This window comes from Streptomyces milbemycinicus (assembly GCF_002154605.1).
Lineage (GTDB): Bacteria > Actinomycetota > Actinomycetes > Streptomycetales > Streptomycetaceae > Streptomyces > Streptomyces milbemycinicus.
This window is the reverse complement of sequence record NZ_MUNE01000185.1, coordinates 1-17,933: the sequence shown is the minus strand read 5'-3', so window position 1 is coordinate 17,933 and position 17,933 is coordinate 1. Positions and strand designations below refer to the sequence as shown.

Here is a 17,933-nt window from a genome sequence, read left to right as displayed (position 1 = left end):
TTGTGGGTCTGCGAAGGCTCTGCCTGATCTTCTGCCGACTGCTGGGCTGCTTCCTTTTGCTGGGCCGCTCGACCGCCGTGAGCAACGCCGAGATCCTCGTGCTTCGCCATGAGGTCGCCGTCCTGCGTCGGCAGATCGAGCGTCCGCGGCTCTCATGGGCTGATCGTGCCGTGCTCTCCGCTCTCGCGCGGCACCTTCCACCCGTCTTGCGCCGCCACCGGCTGGTCACCCCGGGCACACTGCTGACCTGGCATCGCCGTCTCGTGCGCTGGAAATGGGGCCAAACCCCAACCGGACCCGGCCGACCACCGCTGGCAGAAGAGACGGTCGCGCTCATCCAGCGCCTGGCGCGGGAGAACCCGACCTGGGGATACGTCAGGATCCAAGGCGAACTCCGACGGCTCGGTCATCGGGTCGCCGCCGCCACGATCCGGCGCGTTCTGCGCCGCTCCGGTCTGCCGCCCGCACCTCAGCGCGCCTCCCAGCAGACCTGGCGTACTTTCCTCCGTTCCCAGGCCCACACGCTGCTCGCCTGTGACTTCATGCACGTGGAGACCGTCTTCCTCAGACGTCTCTACGTCCTCTTTGCCATGGAGATCAAGACCCGGCGAGTCCATGTCCTGGGCGTCACCGCCCGCCCCACCGGCGCATGGGTCACCCAGCTCGCCCGCAATCTGCTCATGGACCTCGGAGACAGAGGTGGGTGCTTCCGGTTCCTCATCCGCGACCGGGACAGCAAGTTCACCGCCGCGTTCGACGCCGTCTTCGCCGGCAATGGCACAGCCGTCATCCCGACCCCGCCGCAAAGCCCATGGTCCAATGCGTTCGCCGAACGATGGATACGCACAGCCCGCGCCGAATGCACCGACCGACTCCTCATCACCGGCGAACGACACCTCCGTGCTGTCCTTACCACGTACGCCGAGCACTACAACACCGGACGGGCCCACCGCAGCCTCGGCCTACGCGCCCCGGACGACCACCCGAGCGTCATCCCTCTGCCTGCTGCCGTAGTTCGACGGCGACAGCTACTCGGCGGCCTGCTCAACGAGTACCACACCACGCCACCCCAACGACTTCTCCATCCACAAGAAACACCCAGCTCAGCGGCCTGATCGGGATATTGACACCCTTCACGCCCAGCCTTGGGTGTCAAGCGGTCCGCCCCTCCGGCCGGGACCGCGCCGCGGGTCGGGGTCGAGGCGCTCGGCTCCGCGCGAAGTACCGCCACTGACCAGTTGATTGGCGCTTTCTGCCTGTTCAGTACGAATATCACCGGTCATGTCGGACACGATGTGGGTCGCGATTGGATCCATAGGCACCGCCGCCGGTTTCGGCGTGGTCGCCTGGCAGCCGTACCTGATGCGCAAGGCCGTGAAGGTCTCGCAGGACGCGCTCGAAGTGGCGCAGAACGCGCTCGTCGCCTCCGAAACGGTGGCGATCGACGCAGCCCGTACCCGCCTGGACGCCCAGGCCCCCGCGGTGAGCGTGCGGTTCACCGAAGTGCAGTGGCCGCCGCACGCACAATCATGATCAAAATACAGAGAACAGCACCTTCGGCACCGCGAACCAGCGGGTCGCTCGCGCCGGGCTGGCCTCGGTAGGACGACCAGTGATCTTCCCGGAACGTGTATCGCGGACGTATCGAAAATCGCATACGCCACCGCAACAGTCTCCCGTCTTCAGTGGAGGCATGGACCACAGTGCATTAACGGTCAGTTCGTCCATCGGGAAAGGACTGTGATCATGGACTCGGATTCCGTACGCGGTGTCGACCGGCGGCGGCTGCTCGGGTGGGGCGGGTTGGCGGCCGCCGGCGTGGCGGCAAGCGCATCGCTGGTGGGCGCCCAGCCCGGCCACGCCGACCAGGCCCCAACCGACCCGATCCCGCCAGACACCCGGCCTGGCGGAGCCTACGACCGGTATGTGGCGAAGTTGGCCGCCGAGGGCAAGTTCTCCGGCGTGGTGCTGTTGTCGCACCGGGGCCAGACGGTGCTGTCCCGCAGCTACGGCATGGCCGACAAGGAGAAGGGGATCGCCAACCACGAGGGCGTCGCGTTCAGCCTCAGTTCGGCGGGCAAGCCGTTCGGCGCGGTGGCCGTCTTGCAGTTGGCGCAGCAGGGCAAGGTGAAGCTGTCGGACACGGTGGGCACCCATCTGAAGGGCTTCGCCAAGGAGATCGCCGAGCAGGTGACCATCCACCACCTGTTGTCCGGCACCTCCGGGCTGGACAGCCCGGACGAGGACGTGCAACGCGTCTTCCAGAGCCGGGATGAGGTGCACGAGTACTACGAGCAGCGGGCCCGGCAGGCGAAACTGGTGGGCGTCCCGGGCGTTCCCGACACCGCCCATGAGGAGGCGGAGGTCGCCATTTCCGCCCTGATCGTGGAGGCCGTGACCGGCAAGACGTACTGGGACTACGTGCAGGAGAACATCTTCGGACGCTGCGGCATGACCGGCTCGGCACTCTACACCAGGCCGCAGTGGCTCACCGACGAGCACATCGCGCACCCGTACATGAAACTCGCCGACGGCAGCGTAGTGGACGCCGTCCGCAACCTGGACAAGAGCAGCCCGGACCCGAACGTACCCGGCAAAAACCCGGGCCGCGCCTTCATCGATGCCCCTGGGGACGGTGGCTTCGCCACCGCGCCGGATCTGGTCCGGTTCGCGCGTGCGCTGGGCGACGGCACAGTGCTGGACCGGCCCTGGGCCGACGTGCTCACTGCCGCCAAGATCCCCCATGGGCCGGCGTCGTTCGGGGCGTACGGGATTCCGGTCTCCATCGTCAACGGCCAGTGGATGTACCAGCGCGCCGGTGGCAACCCCGGTGTCAGCGCCAACTGGGACATCTACCCGAACACCGGCTGGGTCGGTGTCATCCTCAGCAACCGCGACGGCGTGCCGCTGCAGGAGATGATCGGGCAGGAGATGCAGGCCATCACCGGGGCCCCGGTCGGCGGGGGATCGGGTGGCTGATCTCTAACCGCCGGCGCCGAGGCCGTCCTCAAACTCCGAGCCCTGAACGACAACGGCGACTTCGACGAGTACTGGACCTTCCACCTCGCCCGGGAGCACGAACGTTTCTACCCCACCCCCGACCAGCACAACTACCAACTCACGGTCTGACCCACGGACTTCCCAGAGTCGGAGCTACACCCGAAGGAGAACGAGGGCATCGTCCTTCAGGCCCGCGTCGTGATCGAGAACAAGGGCGACCGCTACGTCAACGGAGTACGACGGCGACTTCGTCAAGGAGGTCGAGCACCGCGCCCGACCCATGACCCTGTCCTTGCCGAGAACTTCATCCATGCAGGTCAGGCAGCATGGTGATATTCGTGGAGGAGGCTGCCGAGGCGGTCGCGTCGTCGTATGTCGAGGTGGGTTAATTTATCCGGATGCGGCGGCTGCTGTGTTCGATCACCGCGAGTACGTACATCCGGGCGCCGGACAGGGTGACCGCCTCAAAGAAGTCACAGGCGAGGAGGGCGTCGGCTTGGGAGTGCAGGAAGCTGGCCCATGTGCTGGAGCTCCGGTCGGGCGCTGGATCGACGCCGGCGTCCTTGAGGATCTTCCAGACAGTCGAGGCGGCCACTTTCACTCCCAGCACGAGCAGTTCGCCGTGAAGCCGCCTGTAGCCCCAGTTCGGATTCTCCCTGACCAGGCGCAGCACCAGAGTCCGGACGGAGCGCACGGTACGAGGCCGACCGGGTTGCTTGGGCCGTGATGAGGCGGCATGCCGGCGCTTTGCGAGGTCGCGATGCCAGCGCAGTACCGTGTCAGGACGCACGAGCAGCCGCAGACGCCGCAGGGCGGGCAACGGCAGCCGGTGCAGCAGCGCCGCCAGGAACGCCCGGTCGCTCGGGCTGAACCGGGCCTTTCCCTTGCCGAGTTGGCGTTCCAGGACCGTGATCTGATGACGGAGAGCCAGGATCTCCGCATCCTTGTCCCGGTTGCTCATCGGCAGCAGACGCAGCACCGCGAACGCATTCGTCACACCGAGGTAGGCCAGTCGCAGCAGCACGATCGATCATCATCACGTGTGGACCACCGGCTACGCGAGAGCGTCTGCACGAGCGATCGTGGCCGACGACCGTGGAGCTCGGTGCACCCGCTCTGAACAGGGCGGATGACATTCTCGGCAAGCGCAACGTCCTCGACGTCTACGCTCGACACTACAACGGCCATCGTCCCCATCAGGCCCGAGGGCAACGTCCTCCCCTTACCGACAGCCCGGTCGCGCCGTTGACCGCCTTGAGCACTCCACGACGACTACTCCAGACTCGTGTTCTCGGCGGCCTGATCAACGAGTACAGGTACGCGGCCTGACCTGCCATGACGGGTTTCTGAACGGCACAGGGAGACCAGCTCCTTGCGGAGTTCGCCGTACCGGTCACCGGCGACCGCCACACCTGGACGACCGTGACCGCCGAGATGGCGGCGCGGGGCGACGGCCACCACGATCTGTGCCTCACCCTGCACGGCGACTTCCGACTGGCTTCCTTCCGAGGCCGGCCAGTGCCAACACGAGGGTACCCACAGCGTGGTCTGAGAGGAGATTTCCGGAATGGAAAGGCTCGGCTGGTCAGGTCGGGTCGGCGCTGGTATGGAATCCGAGGCGCAACTGTACGATCTGGGCGAACTCCACGATGGTGCCGTTGCTGCGCAGGAGTTCCATCGGAGGGATGTCGATGTCGTAGCGCTGGTTGAGGGAGACCAGGACTTGTGCGGCCATGAGCGAGTCCATGCCGTAGGCGTCGAGACGGCGATGCGGGTCGAGCTGGTCCGGATCGAGGCCCAGGGCCTCACCGAGTAGCCTGGTGAGCTGCTCGGTGAGGGAGTCGAGCGCCTCCTCGCTGGTCATCAGGCTGATGGTGCGCAGGAGTTCTTCCCGACTGAGATCACCCTCATCGGTGTGGGCGGGCACGAGGTCAGTCAGCCGCGCGCTGGACAGCAGGGGCAGAAGGGCCCCGGTGCGGGTCCAGTTGCAGCATGTGATACCCGCGACCTCCGCGGCCCGGTTCCCATCGGCCAACAGGTGTTCCATGGTGGCGAAGGCGGCGTGGGGCGCCAGCGGTTCGATGCCAAGCGCCTGGAAGGATGAGAGGAGGTCATTGCGGGCGGCGTAGCCGGTCTCGCCGATGGCTCCCCAGGCGATGGCCACGCCGCTCTCCCCACGCTGACGACGTTGTCTGGCCAGCGCTTCGAGATACAGGTTCGCCGCGGCGTAGGAACTCTGCTTGAAATTGCCGATCATGGCGGTGGTGGACGAGTACAGCAGGAACAGGTCGAGGTTCCGTCCTTGAGTCAGGGTGTCGAGGATGGCTGCTCCGCCCATCTTGGCGGCGAGCACCGCCGCGAAACGGTCGTGGGTCAGCTCCGAGAGCGGTGCGTCGTCCAGGTGCATGGCGCAGTGGACGATGCCGCGCAGAGGGTGACCGCCGGCGTCGATGCTGTCAATGAGGGCACGCATCGCATCCACGTCCGTGACGTCCACGGCCAGTGCAACGGCATCGGCCCCGCGGTCCGCCACGGCGCTCAGCGCGTCGGCGGCTTCGGGCGCGTCGGCGCCTCGGCGGCTGACCAGGGCCAGGTGCCGGGCCCCTTGGTCGGCGAGCCAGGCTGCGGTCGCCGCGCCGAAACCACTGTTGCCACCTGTTACGAGGTAGGTCCCCTCCGGGTCCAGACGGAGAGCACGTGGCAGTGGTACGACGTTCGGAGACTCGTCCAGAGCGTCGAACGTGATGACGACCTTGCCGATGTGTCGGGAATGCTGCATCAGCCGGAAGGCGTCCTCGACCCTCGCGGCCGGGAAGACCGTGTACGGCAACGGGTGGTAGACGCCGCTACCGGCGATCGCGTCCGCAGCCACCTCCAGCGGTCCGACCAGGCGAGGATCGTCCATGGAGGTCAGGTCCACGCCGTAGAAGGCGATGTTGTTCAGGAAGGGGCGCAGCGTCAGCGGTTTGCCTTCGTACATGTCGCGCTTGCCGAGTTCGATGAAGCGCCCGCCCGGCCGCAGGAGTTCGACTCCTCGTGTGATCCCCTCACCGGCGAGGGAGTTGAGGACGACATCGACCCCCTGGTCCCGGGTGATCTCCCGGACCTCGTTCACGTAGTCCATCGAGCGGGAGTCCAGGACGTGCCGGACTCCGAGGCCGCGCAGGAAGTCGCGCTTGACGTCGCTGCCCGCGGTGGCGATCACCTCGGCGCCGTGTGCGCGAGCGTACTGCAGGGCGGCCAGGCCGACGCCTCCGGCGGCACCGTGGACCAGCACGGTTTCGCCGGGCTGCACGCGAGCCAGGTGCGACAGACTGTAGTGGATGGTGCTGAAGGCGGTGGGAGCAGTCGCGGCTTCGGCGAACGACATGTGGTCGGGTATCCGGCGGATGCTACGTGCCATGGTGACGGTACTCGACCCCATGGAGGCGCGGACCATGCCGGCGACGCGGTCACCGGGTGCGAAGACAGTGACACCCGGCCCGCAGGCGCTCACCACTCCCGAGCACTCCAGGCCCAGGTCCACTTCGCGCGGAACGTCCTCCCGCGCTTCGGCGGGCAGCAGCCCGACGGCCTGCATCACGTCGCGGTAGTTCAGCCCGACGGCACGCACGTCGATGGCCACCTGCCCGGGGCCGGGCTGCGGGCTTGCCATCTCCTCCCAGACGAGTCGGTAGCTCAGCCCCGGATGGTGCACCCGAAGGGCGAAGGGGCCCGTGCCTGCACCGTGCCGCGGGACGGAGAGCGGCTGCTCACGGGGGACGAATCGGTCGGCCACGGTGAGGACGATCTCGTCTTCACCGTCGGCGAACAGAAGTTCCCTGGTGAGTCGGAGGGCGTCAGCGGCCGGGTCGTGAGACCGCGCCAGGCTGACGCGGCGGCCGGTCAGCTCCGGTTGCTCGTTGGCCAGACAGCGCATCACGGCCCACATCGCGGCGTCCCCGGGATGGGTGATCCCTGCAGGGTCCGGCAGAGCGCCGCTGGGCCGGGTTACCAGCCACAGCGCGGCACGGGAGCCCCGTGGAAGGCGAGCGCACTCCGCGGCGATCGACCGCAGCAGATCGGCTCGCCGGGCCGCCTGCGCCACCAGGACGTCCGCACGTGCTTCACCGGCGTCGGCCAGCAGGAGGACGACGGCCAGGTCCGTGCCGGCCAGGTCGTTGGCGCACAGGAGGTGGTTCTCATCGCGCGCCTCGGCCTCCCCCGGAACGAGGCGGGCGCGGCTGCCGCGCTCCGTCAGCGCGTCGGCGACGGCTCGTGCCAGGGGCTGTTCGCCTTCCGCCTCGGTGACCACCAGGAACGAGGTCCCGGCCGTGGCATCCGGCAGCCCGGGCTGCGGCACCGGCTCGCGGGGAGTGGAGGCGAGGAACATCGAGTGGTCGGTGAACGCCGGCTCGCTGTCCGCTCCCGAGCGGACGACCTCGGTGAAGCCGCATTCCTTCAGTAGTCCGGCCCACGACTCGTGGGGCGTCAGGATGCAGTCCTGCGGAGGTTCGGTGTCGGTGCGGGCGGGAAATCCGCCGAGCGTGCCGACAATCGGCGCGAGCATCTCGGGATCGTGGCATTCGATGCCGAGCAGGTGTCCGCCGGGAGCGAGCAGAAGAGCGACCCGGCGCACGGCGGCTTGCAGGTCCGCGGTGCCGCGGAGGGAGTTGGCCGCGATCACGATGTCGTAGCCGTGATGTGTGAAGCCCTGTTCCGCTGGATCGGCGTCCAGACCGAGGGTGCGGTAGTCGATGAAGTCGTACGGCGAGAAGCGGCTGCGGGCGCGCGCCAGGGAGGCTGCGGACGGGTCGGTGAAGGTGTAGCGGGTACGTTCCGGCGGCAGCATAGGCAGTAGTGCCGCGGTGACACCACCGCTCGCCGCGCCGATCTCGAGGACGCGCAGCGTGCGGTCGGCGGGCCAATCGCGAATGGCCTCGCCGACCAGGCTTTGGACGAGTCGGTTGTGGAACCGGTGGGCAGGTGCTGCTTCCTGGTACTGCTCGAGCAGGTTGGCGGTGGGTTCCGCGGCCGTGCCCGCAGGTGCTTCGCCGCGCAGCAGTGCCCCGAGGTGGCGGCCTTGGTGGGCGGCGAGAGCCAGCTGGTGGACGAACGCGGGTGTGCGGGTGGCCGCCTCCCGCATCAGCTCGTCCGCTCGGTCCGTCTGCGGCGTCAACCGCCACCGGCCGTCGGGTTCAACGGCCAGGTGGCCGTGCCGTTCCATCAGTGTGGCGAGCACGTCCATCAATCCGCGGTGCCGGGCGGCCATTCCCGTCGTCACCAGGTCATCCATCGTGAACGGCGCCGCCGGATCGGTGAGCAGACCGGCGACGGCAGATGCGGCATGGCATGCCGCGATGCGTTTGAACAGGCCGGCGAAGTGCGGATAACGCATGTGCCGCCAGGCGGTGCGTACCTCGTCGATCCGCTCGCTTGTCGCGGCGACGACGTCCTCCGGGGGCGGCAGGGGCGATGGCGCGCATGGTACATCGGGGTACGGCGCGGCTCGAAGAACGGTCTCATGGACGGTGGTCGGCGTGCCATGACCGGCTGTGAGCCGGTTGAGGAGACAGCCGTCGAGTTGGGCCGTCACCTGGCCTTGGTCGTCCGTGATGACGATGTCCCAGCAGACCTCGTCATGGGAGCGCAGGCGTTCGCGTACCCACATGTGGCCGGTTTCCGTCAGCTCTCCCCAGACCCTGACCGCCGTGATGGCCGAAGGCAGATAGGCATGCCCGTCGAGCAGGCGCTGGACCAGCAGTGCCACGCCGGTCTGCAACGCGGCGTCGAGCAACGCGGGATGTGCGGTGTACGCGGTTTCCGGGGCCTCGTGACAGTAGGAGGCCACCGCGGTGCCCTCACCGGTCCAGATGTTGCGCAGCACCTGGAAGGTGGGTCCGTAGACCAGACCGGCCTTGGCGCAGGACTCGTAGAACGCGTCCGCCGTGACACGGGCCGCGCAGCGCTTTTTCAGCGCGTTGAGGTCCAGCGGCGCCGGGCGCGGACGCAGTTGTGCGCGGACCCGCGCCCGCGCGTGCGGGCGGGGCTCCTCGCTGTGCTCACCGATACTGGTGATCAGCAGTGTGCCGTCGTCCGGGTTGAGCGAGACCTGGGTGCGTATGGCGCTCGCGTCCGCCCAGGGGATGACCAGAGCATTGCTGATGTCGAGGTGCTCGACTTCGACCGACCTGCCGAGGACGGTACGGCCGGCGGCCAGGGCCATCTCGACGTAGCCTGTGGCCGGCATGATGACCGATCCGCTGATGCGGTGGTCGGCGAGCCAGGGGACGAGTGTCGGCTCGATAGCCCCCTCCCACACCGGTACCGGGGCGGGCAGCCGCTCGCCCAGTAGCGGGTGCTGTAGCAGGCCGTTGCCGCTGGAGTTGATCCACGATTGGGCGGTGCCGCTCCAGTGCCGCTCCCGCTGCCATGGGTAGGCGGGCAGGTCGGTAACCCTCCCGGGGTGCGGGAAGTACCGCCTCCAGTCGATGACCGCGCCCGCCGCGATGGAGGAGGCCAGCGTGGTGGCGACGGCCTGCGGGCCGTCTTGAGCTCGGCGCAGGGTAGGCAGCACCACGGTGGTCAGCGTGGGACGGGTGGCGGCGATCCGGCGCAGGTAGGTGCGCAGGACGGGGTGAGGGCCGATCTCCACCAGCAGCCCGGCTCCGTCGTCGACGACACGCCGAATCGCGGCGTCGAACCGCACGGGCAGGCGCACGTTCTGCCACCAGTAGTCGGCGTCCAAGTCGGCGCCCCTGACGCGTTGGCCTGTGACGGTGGAGTAGAACGGGACAGCGACGGGACCGGGCGCGAGGTCAGCCAGTGTCGTGGTGAGCTCCTCCCGCAGGTCGTCCATGGCCTTGCTGTGGAAGGCATAGTCGAGTCCGAGGTCCCGGCAGAAGACACCACGTCCGCGAAGCTCACTCTCGAACGCGGCCAGCGCGGCGGACTCGCCCGCCACCGTGACATCCTGCGGACTGTTGACGCCTGCGAGCTCCAACGGACCGCTCTGGCGCGCGAGTTCCGCCAACGCCTGCTCGGCCGGCAGGCCGATCGCCGCCATCCGGCCCCGGCCGGCAGTGCGGCCCTGCGCACGGCTGCGTGCCGCCACCACTCTGGCCGCCTGTGCGAGGGTGTAAGCACCGCTGCAGTATGCAGCCGCAACCTCGCCCACGCTGTGCCCGACCACCATCGCCGGTTCGATGCCCTGACCGCGCAGTACGGCGGTCAGTCCGGCCTGCACCGCGAACAGCATCGGTTGCGCGGTCTCGGTCTCGGCCAGCCGCCACGCTTCCGGTGGGGTGGCGAAGACCTCGGCCATCGACCAGTCCAGGTGCGGTGCCAGAGCCGCGTCCACCCGTTCGATCTCCTGCCGGAAGTCGGGGTGGTGGGCGAAGAGATCGGCCCCCATGCCCGCCCACTGCGATCCGTTTCCGGAGAACACGAACGCCACCCGGCCACCGGCCGCCACCCGGGCGGTGGCGCCGGCGGGGCGAAAGGACCCGATCGGGGGCTGTGCGCCGCGGCACTCGGTCGTCGGTTCCGGCTCGCCACCCACCGCGTGGTCCTGCCGAGCGGCGTCCGGGTCGCCGGATCGGGAGAGGGCGGCGAACTCCTGTGCCGCCTCCTGCGGGGTGCGTGCCATCACCACGGCCCGGTGCTCGTGCCGCCCGCGGCGTAGACAACAGGTGTGGGCGAGGTCGTAGAACTGCTCCGGCGCCATGGACGCCAGATGGTCGGCCATCATGGCAGTGGCCTGGACCAGTGCCTGTTCCGTGCGGGCCGAGACCAGCACCGGCAGTCCGTCCTCGGCCGCCGTGACCGATGGGGCCTGCGGGGACGGTGGCGCGCAGCCCAGGACGGTGTGCGCGTTCGCACCGCCGAAGCCGAAGGAGTTGACCCCCACCACGGGACGGTCGACACGGACCACAGGCTGGTTCCGGGACGTCACGTTCAGGCCCAGCCCCGCGAAGTCGATGTCCGGGTGCGGAGGTTCGGCGTGCAGCGACGCGGGGGCGAGGCCGTGCCTGAGCACCAGGAGCGCCTTGAACAGCCCCGCCATGCCCGAGGCGGGCTCCAGGTGACCGAGGTTCGACTTCACCGAACCGATCGGCAGGTCACCGGTGATGCGACGGATGCCCAGGGCCCGCCCGATGGCCTGGGCCTCCAGCGGATCACCCACCGGTGTACCCGTGCCATGCGCCTCGAAGTACACCAGCTCGTCCGGGTGTACCCCGGCCTGCGCGTACACCCGGCGCAGCAGGTCCTCCTGCGCCTCGGCACTGGGCAGCGACATGCCCATGGTCCGGCCGTCACTGTTGGCACCGGTGCCCAGAATCACCCCGTGTACGCGGTCGCCGTCGGCCAGGGCATCGGTCAGGCGTTTGAGCAGAACCACGCCGCCGCCCTCGGCACGCACGAACCCGTCGGCCTCGGCGGAGAACGACGCGCACCTGCCCGCCCGCGACAGCATCGCCGCCTGGGAGAAGCCGACGTAGTGGAACGGGCTGAGCAGCACATTGGCCCCTCCGCACACCGCAACCCGGCTGGTCCCCTCCTGCAGCGTCCGGCACGCGTGGTCGAGAGCGACCAGTGAGGACGAGCACGCGGTGTCGATCGCCATGCTGGGACCGCGCAGGTCGAAGGTGTACGAGATCCGGTTCGCCGCGATCGAAGAGGCCGCGCCCGCCATGGTGTAGGGGCCGACGGTGCGCAGCGAGGACATCTGCAAGGCGCCGTACGAGGCGTCCGAGATGCCGACGTACACCGCGGTGTCGGAACCGCCCAGGCGCGCAGGGTCGATCGCGGCGTCGTCCAGGGCCTCTGCGGTCAGCTCCAGCAGCAGCCGGTGCTGCGGGTCCATGTGGGCGGCTTCCTTCGGGGAGATCCCGAAGTACGCGGCGTCGAACGCGCTGATGTCGTCGAGGAATCCGCCCACACCGGTGTAGCTCTTGCCCCGACGCGGCATCGAGGTGTCCACGAAGCGGGCCGCCTCGAACCGATCGCCCGGCACAGGACCGATCATGTCCTGTCCTTGCAACAGCACGTCCCACAGCCCGTTCAGGCTGCTGATGCCGCCCGGCAGGCGCAGTGCCGCCCCGACGACGGCGATGCTCTGCCCGGCGGAGTCGGTTCCGTTCATCGCCTGCGGTTCCTCTCCGTTCGACGGAGGCCACCGCGGGAGTGCGTCCCCGGACCACCGTCCTCGCCCTCGCGCAGCGTTGCGACGTGGGCTGTACGTGTTCGACGAGATTCCTCACCAACTACTGTGCTCACGCAGAGTTTCATCTGGGGCGACGAATGTGATTACCCCGGAGAGATGTTCATCCTTTCAAGTGATATTTGCAGGAAGGAGTCCACCGGCCGCTCGTATATAGGACAAGGTGAGCGCTGCGCCGGATCCTTCGGTCTGCCCCGCCGCATGCCGGTCCCCCCCGCCGGCGCACCGGTCCCACTCTCATTCGGGAGCCTGCCATGGCTGTGCTGTTCACCGGCGCGACCGGTTTCCTGGGAAGCCGGATCTTGCGCGAACTGCTGACCGAAGACTCCGACGAGCCCGTCGTCGTCCTGGGGCGGCATGCCCCCGACACCTTGCGCGCTCGTATCGAAGCCGCTCTCACCTGGCTGAACGGCGCATCGCCCGGTGCCGATGCACGGAACCGGCTGCGGTACGTGACCACAGACCTCACCGAGCCCGACCTCGGCCTGAGCTCTCGCGAACGCGCTGCTCTCGCCACGGACTGCACCGCGTTGTGGCACTGTGCCGCTCTCCTTTCGCTGCAGGGCGACCCGAGCCCCTTGTTCAAGGCCAACGTCGTCGGCACCCGCCGCGTCCTGGAACTCCTCACCGGGACGCCCGCGGCGCACCTGGTGCACGTGAGCACCGCCTACGTGGCCGGATCCCGCACCGCGGGACACGTGATGGAGAGCGAGCTGACCGAGGAACACGGGTTTCAGACCTACTACGAGGAGACCAAGTACACCGCCGAACGCATGGTCCACGCCTGGGCCGCCCGCACCGGCCGCACCGCCACCATCCTGCGTCCGAGCCTGCTGGTCACCGACCGGCCCGTCCCCGAAGGCCTGCCGCAGCAGTCCTTGGGCATCCTGGCCGGACTTATCAACACGGCCCTGCGCAACAAGGCCGGCGAGGACGCGACCGTGGCCCGCCTGCTCGCCGGCGGAGACGCCCACGGCAGCGGCATGCACCTCCGTATCCAGGGCGACCCCGAAGGCGGCATCAACATGCTCTGCGCCGACTACGCGGCTCACGCCGCCGTCCGCGCCGCCCGGGTACGCGCGGACAGCGGAGTACGCACCCTCCACATCACCAACCCGCTCAAGACCGGATTCGAAGCCGCCACGTACGCGTTCGAAGCGCTCTACCCCGGGATCACCCTGACCGTGCAGCCGACCGTCACCGCGCCGAATATGTACGAACGCCTCTTCACCCAGCACGTCGGTGACCTGCTGACCTTCTCCTCGCAGCACCGCACCTACGACCGCACCAACCTGCTGCGCGACGTGCCCGACCTGCCCGATCCGCAGCCCGTCGACGGACCGTACCTCGCCAGGGCACTCGGGTGCGCCTCCGCCTCCGTCACCATCTGAGGCACAGGCATGAGGGTGGCCCACCCCGCGGATCAGACGGCCTCAAGCGCCTCCAGCTCACGCGACCACCGGCACGGCAGGCCGGCCAGACCGGGCAGTGAACGAAGACCCGCAAATCCCACGTATGCCCGACGCTCCAATGTGACCAGAGCCACGGACAGTTGGTGTCCGGCGGGCAGGAAGTTCAGTGGGCGGACTCCCAGCACGCGTGCTCCGGCCAGTGTCAATCCGTAGGGCGGGCCAGGAACGTTGCTCACGAGAAGAGTGCTCCGGCGCGGGCTGAAGTAGCGTTCCATGCACCATGGCCCTACAGACCGCGGCAACGCCGAGAACACCGTATGCACCATCGGATGCCGCAGCGACCTCGCCAGCCGCCTGGTCCGGGCCCGCACCCGGACCAGTCGCTCCACCGGGTCGGCGATGTCGAGCGGCAGGGTGACACTCACCGGGATGTGACGATTGCGCAGCACACCCTCCTCAACCGACTTGCGGATGTTGACTGGCGACAGAGCCCGCACCGCTCGCAGCCCGTCGGGATCCTGATGCTCCGATACCCAGCCGCGCAGCGCTCCGGACAGCGCGGCAAGGTGAACGTCGTTGATCGTCGCGCCGTGGCGTCGACCGATTCCGCGCAGCAGTTCCACATCCGTTTCTGCGAAGGCGTGCCGCAGCGGCCCTGGCGCGCCGGCAGCGTCAGGCAGCAGGCGGTCGGCCTTCGTGCGCAGCCCCAGCAGCGGCACACCCGTAGCCCGTACCGCTCTTAGCAGGTCGGGCACCGTCGACCACAGAGCCGCCCCACGGCCTTCCCGTGCCGCGGCCGACGAGAACCGCCGCGCCGGTACAACCGCTTGCGGACGGCACAGCTCCGCAAGAACAGCAGCCACGCCCGCGCCGTCGAGTAAGACGTGATCGGCCCGCCAGACCACGGCGAACCGACCGTGGGGCAATCCCTCGGCGATCGTGCACGCCCACCCGTCGGCCGGCAGCGGACGGCTTGTCACCGTGTCGACCACCGCACCCAGATCGTGCGCTTCGGTATCGGACGCGGCCAGGTGGTCCGTGCAGGCGTCCACCGTGCAGGTGCCGCCCAATCCAGGATAGGCCGAGAGCACCCGGCGCAGTTCCCGTTTCACCACCTCCGGGGCGGGAGCCGGTCCCTCGCACACCAGCGCCGCCCCGATCCCCAGACTCGTGCCGGGATGGGCCAGCCGGTAACCGGTCAACCCGGCATCGGAGAGCAGGAATTCTCGGGGATCCTCCACAACGCCACTCCGCGTCAGTAAATTCGTCAGGCGGCCAACAGTGCTCGCCGACAGTATGGTCGTCGGCCGGGCCGGCTTCCACCACACACCGCTGAGCCGGCTGGCACTGCTGGGCCGCTCCTCCGCCACGAACAAGGCCGAGATCCTCGCCCTGCGCCATGAGGTCGCCTGTCGGGCTCGGAAAGTCATCGTTTCAGGTGACGGCTGAGGCCGGATCCCGGCTGGCAGCATGTCCGCGTGACCGTCTCACTGGCGTACAAGGTCGTCCGCAAACTGCTGTCCATCCCCCGGGTAGGGCTGCGCAGCGAGGCGGCGAAGGATGCGAAGTTGCTCGTGTTGCGGCACGAGTACGCGGTGCTGCGCCGTCAGATCAGCGGACGGATACGGGCCTGAACGGCTCGAGCTTGCTGGAGCGTTGGCGCTTGCGTCCCTTGACCATGTCCTTGCCCCTGCCGAAAAAACCCATCCGCCCTGGTGGGAAGCGGTGCGCGCGGTGTACCGGAGGTCGACTGGCAAAGTCGCGTGAACGGGCGCTCTCGCGAGGCTGGCGCTCGCCGCGGCAAGATGATCGACCGTGCTGCTGCGACTGTGCGGGTGCCGAAAAATCATCCATGCAGGTGGGGGGCTTGATCAGTAATCTTCGGCTCTGCATGAGCTGGCCCAGGCGTCTTCTCCTGTCCAACGCACCGGCGGCATCATGATGTGCCGTGCTGCTGCGTCTGGCCTACCTAGCCGCGACCAATGCCCTGGCGTTCCTACGCCTCCTGCCGATGAGCGACAAAGAGAAGGACGTCGAGATCCTCGTACTCCGGCACCAGCTGCTGGTCCTGCAGCGCCAGGTCGGCAAGCCGACCCTCACCGACAGCGACCGTGCCATCCTCGCCGGCCTGCTGCACCACCTCCCCAAAGACAGACTGCGGCGCCGTCGGTGACGTCGAGTCGCAGGAAACGCACGTCACGGCCGCCTGCTCGCAGTTCACTCTCGGCGGCCCGGCCGCGTTCCTCATCCCGAGCGCCGAGATAGACCGTCATACCGAGGTCGGCGAGCTGCTGGGCGATAGCACGTCCGACGCCTTTGTTGGCGCCGGTTACGACGGCGACGCGCGGGCTGCTGGTGGTGAGGGAGGTCATGGAGAGCCTTTCCTGGTCGTGGAGAGGGGAGTGGAGTAGTCGGCAGGCCCCGGAGGGCCTGACACCGGTTTGGTGCGGCGCATCGCAGCGCCGGCCAGTGTGCCCAGGAGAAGGACCGCGATCAGCGGGATCAGGGTCTCCTTCGCCGCCTGGGTCAGCCCGTTCCGGACGGCCTGTTCGGCGAGTTGCTGACCCTGGCGGGCCAGGTGTCCAGGCAGGGCCAAGGACGTTTCCGTGCCGGGAGCGCCCGCCGCCTGACTGGGTGTGTCCCGCATGTACTCCAGGAAGTCCCGACGGTAGCGGGCGGGCAGATGTGCAGACGCTGTGTCCGCCGCGTTGGCCGTCGCCGTCACGATGCGCATCTGCAGCAGGACTCCGATTGTGGCGCTACCGAGAACCGCGCCCAACTGGCGGGCGGTGAAGAAGATGCCCGAGGCGGCTCCTCGGAGTTCAGCGGGTACGGTGCCCATTGCGACGTTGTTCACTGGGACGAGGACGAATCCCATGCCGAGCCCGCACACCAGCAGCCCGGGAGTGAGCTGCCAGGGCGGAAGCTCCGCCTCGGCCTGGAGGGCGATGATGCCCAGGCCCAGTGCCATGCCCAGCAGACCGGACATCACCAGGTATTTGCCGCTGACGCGGTCCGACAGACGGCCGATGAACGGGCCCATGAGACCGGACACCAGGGCCATCGGCGCGGTGACCAGCCCGGCATCGGTCGGTGACAGGCCGAGCGCGGATTGCAGGTAGATGACCAGTGGAAGGAACATGCCGGTCAGCGTGAAGCCGAGGGCCGCGGTGGTCAGGGCACCCATGGAGAAGTTGCGGTCGGCGAAGGTGCGCAGGGGCACCAGCGGCTCATTCCGGTTGACGCGTTGCCAGATCACGAAGGCAACGAGTAGGGCCACGCCGACCGCGATGACGTGGAACACCGTAATCGGTCCGAGGAGTTCGCCCCAGTCGTATGTCTGGCCGTTCTGGATGCCGAACACGATCAGGAAGAGTCCGGCGCCGGAGAGCAGGATGCCGGCCATGTCGAACCGATGTGTGTGCCCCGGGCGCCAGTCCGGTATGACCAGCAGGCTCAGGGCCGAGGTCGCGACGCCGACCACGACGTTGACATAGAAGATCCACTGCCAGCCGAGGCCGTCCACCAGGACTCCGCCGAGCAGTGGGCCGGTGACGGTGGCCAGGCCGGAGGCCCCGCCGAGGACGCCCATCGCCCGGCCGCGGTCGCCACCTGGGAACAAGTGCGTGATGAGTGTCAGAGTCTGCGGGGTCAGCAGTGCCGCTCCCAGGCCCTGCGCCGCTCGTGAAGCGATCAGCGTCTCCACGCTCGCGGACAGTCCGGCGCACAGGGAGGCACCGGTGAACACAGCCAGCCCGGCGACAAACACCCGCTTGGGGCCGTAGCGGTCACCGAGTCGGCTGGTGAACAGCATGGGGACGGCATACATGAGCAGGTAGACGCTGGTGACCCACACCACCGCGTTGAGACCGGTGTTGAGGCTGCGCACCATGGTCGGTACCGCCACGGACACGATCGAAGTGTCCACCACGATCATGAACAGTCCCAGAGACAGGGCGGCCAGCGCTGCCCACGGGCTGGCAGTGCGTGGTCTGTGCCCGTTCGCCGACATGCCCTTTGTGCCGCTCATAGCTTCTGCTCAGCCAGCCCTTTTTATCGTTGCCGGACGCCATATGCCCGGTTATGTCGGAGGTGGGAGTCAACGCTGCGTCCGCTCGGCTCGGACCGATCCCGCAGCGTCCGCTTAACGGGTCCGACCGGCAATTTCGTCGGTGTGCCAGCAGCCGGCGGTCCCGCGGTGTCACGTTGTCGTGTCCCGTGGAGGTGTCCTCGTGCCACGCACGGCGTCACCAATGCCTGATGAGACGAGCGACGGGATGGGGGCGGGGCCCGGACCGACCGCGGGACCGCCGGCTGCT

11 protein-coding genes and 1 pseudogene are annotated in these 17,933 nt (G+C 68.4%); 7 read left to right on the top strand and 5 right to left on the bottom strand.

Features of this window, described 5'->3' with window-relative positions:
• Positions 1-2: 2 nt before the first annotated feature.
• The 3 genes from CCN51_RS16430 to CCN51_RS16420 all read left to right on the top strand — a co-directional run bounded on the left by CCN51_RS16430 (position 3) and on the right by CCN51_RS16420 (position 2,979).
• Complete coding sequence (locus tag CCN51_RS16430) at positions 3-1,115, top strand: integrase core domain-containing protein (protein WP_014182585.1); 1,113 nt, start codon at positions 3-5, stop codon at positions 1,113-1,115.
• Between the two features lie 166 nt (positions 1,116-1,281).
• On the top strand, positions 1,282-1,533 hold the full coding sequence (locus CCN51_RS16425; RefSeq protein WP_014182584.1) for a hypothetical protein: 252 nt from the start codon (positions 1,282-1,284) through the stop codon (positions 1,531-1,533).
• A 213-nt stretch (positions 1,534-1,746) separates the two neighbouring features.
• The gene (locus CCN51_RS16420; RefSeq protein ID WP_014182583.1) at positions 1,747-2,979 is read left to right on the top strand and encodes a serine hydrolase domain-containing protein; all 1,233 of its coding nucleotides are present in this window, start codon (positions 1,747-1,749) and stop codon (positions 2,977-2,979) included.
• Between the two features lie 412 nt (positions 2,980-3,391).
• Here CCN51_RS16420 and CCN51_RS16415 read toward each other — a convergent pair.
• A pseudogene (locus tag CCN51_RS16415) lies at positions 3,392-4,024 on the bottom strand (helix-turn-helix domain-containing protein); the annotation flags it as partial.
• A 561-nt stretch (positions 4,025-4,585) separates the two neighbouring features.
• A complete protein-coding gene (locus tag CCN51_RS16405; RefSeq protein ID WP_014182580.1) occupies positions 4,586-12,124 on the bottom strand; it encodes a type I polyketide synthase in 7,539 nt (2,512 codons plus the stop codon).
• Positions 12,125-12,456: 332 nt separating this feature from the next.
• Here CCN51_RS16405 and CCN51_RS16400 point away from each other — a divergent pair, with 332 nt between their 5' ends.
• Positions 12,457-13,593 carry an SDR family oxidoreductase gene (locus CCN51_RS16400; protein ID WP_014182579.1) on the top strand — a complete coding sequence of 379 codons (1,137 nt, stop codon included), beginning with the start codon at positions 12,457-12,459 and terminating at the stop codon, positions 13,591-13,593.
• A 32-nt stretch (positions 13,594-13,625) separates the two neighbouring features.
• On the opposite strand, the gene CCN51_RS16395 is transcribed toward CCN51_RS16400, so the two are convergent.
• A complete protein-coding gene (locus CCN51_RS16395; RefSeq protein WP_014182578.1) occupies positions 13,626-14,855 on the bottom strand; it encodes a WS/DGAT domain-containing protein in 1,230 nt (409 codons plus the stop codon).
• Positions 14,856-14,895: 40 nt separating this feature from the next.
• On the opposite strand from CCN51_RS16395, the gene CCN51_RS54965 reads away from it, so the two are divergent.
• From CCN51_RS54965 to CCN51_RS16385, 3 genes are all read left to right on the top strand, one after another.
• The gene (locus tag CCN51_RS54965) at positions 14,896-15,063 is read left to right on the top strand and encodes a hypothetical protein (RefSeq protein WP_014182577.1); all 168 of its coding nucleotides are present in this window, start codon (positions 14,896-14,898) and stop codon (positions 15,061-15,063) included.
• Positions 15,064-15,092: 29 nt separating this feature from the next.
• Entirely contained in the window at positions 15,093-15,248 is a 156-nt protein-coding gene (locus CCN51_RS16390) for a hypothetical protein (RefSeq protein WP_014182576.1), read from the top strand.
• Positions 15,249-15,562: 314 nt separating this feature from the next.
• Entirely contained in the window at positions 15,563-15,787 is a 225-nt protein-coding gene (locus CCN51_RS16385) for a hypothetical protein (RefSeq protein ID WP_014182575.1), read from the top strand.
• Here CCN51_RS16385 and CCN51_RS16380 read toward each other — a convergent pair.
• Complete coding sequence (locus CCN51_RS16380; RefSeq protein ID WP_078610832.1) at positions 15,711-15,986, bottom strand: SDR family NAD(P)-dependent oxidoreductase; 276 nt, start codon at positions 15,984-15,986, stop codon at positions 15,711-15,713. The genes CCN51_RS16385 and CCN51_RS16380 overlap by 77 nt on opposite strands.
• The gene (locus tag CCN51_RS16375) at positions 15,983-17,644 is read right to left on the bottom strand and encodes a DHA2 family efflux MFS transporter permease subunit (protein WP_245881634.1); all 1,662 of its coding nucleotides are present in this window, start codon (positions 17,642-17,644) and stop codon (positions 15,983-15,985) included. The genes CCN51_RS16380 and CCN51_RS16375 overlap by 4 nt, the downstream gene beginning before the upstream one ends.
• Positions 17,645-17,933: the final 289 nt, after the last annotated feature.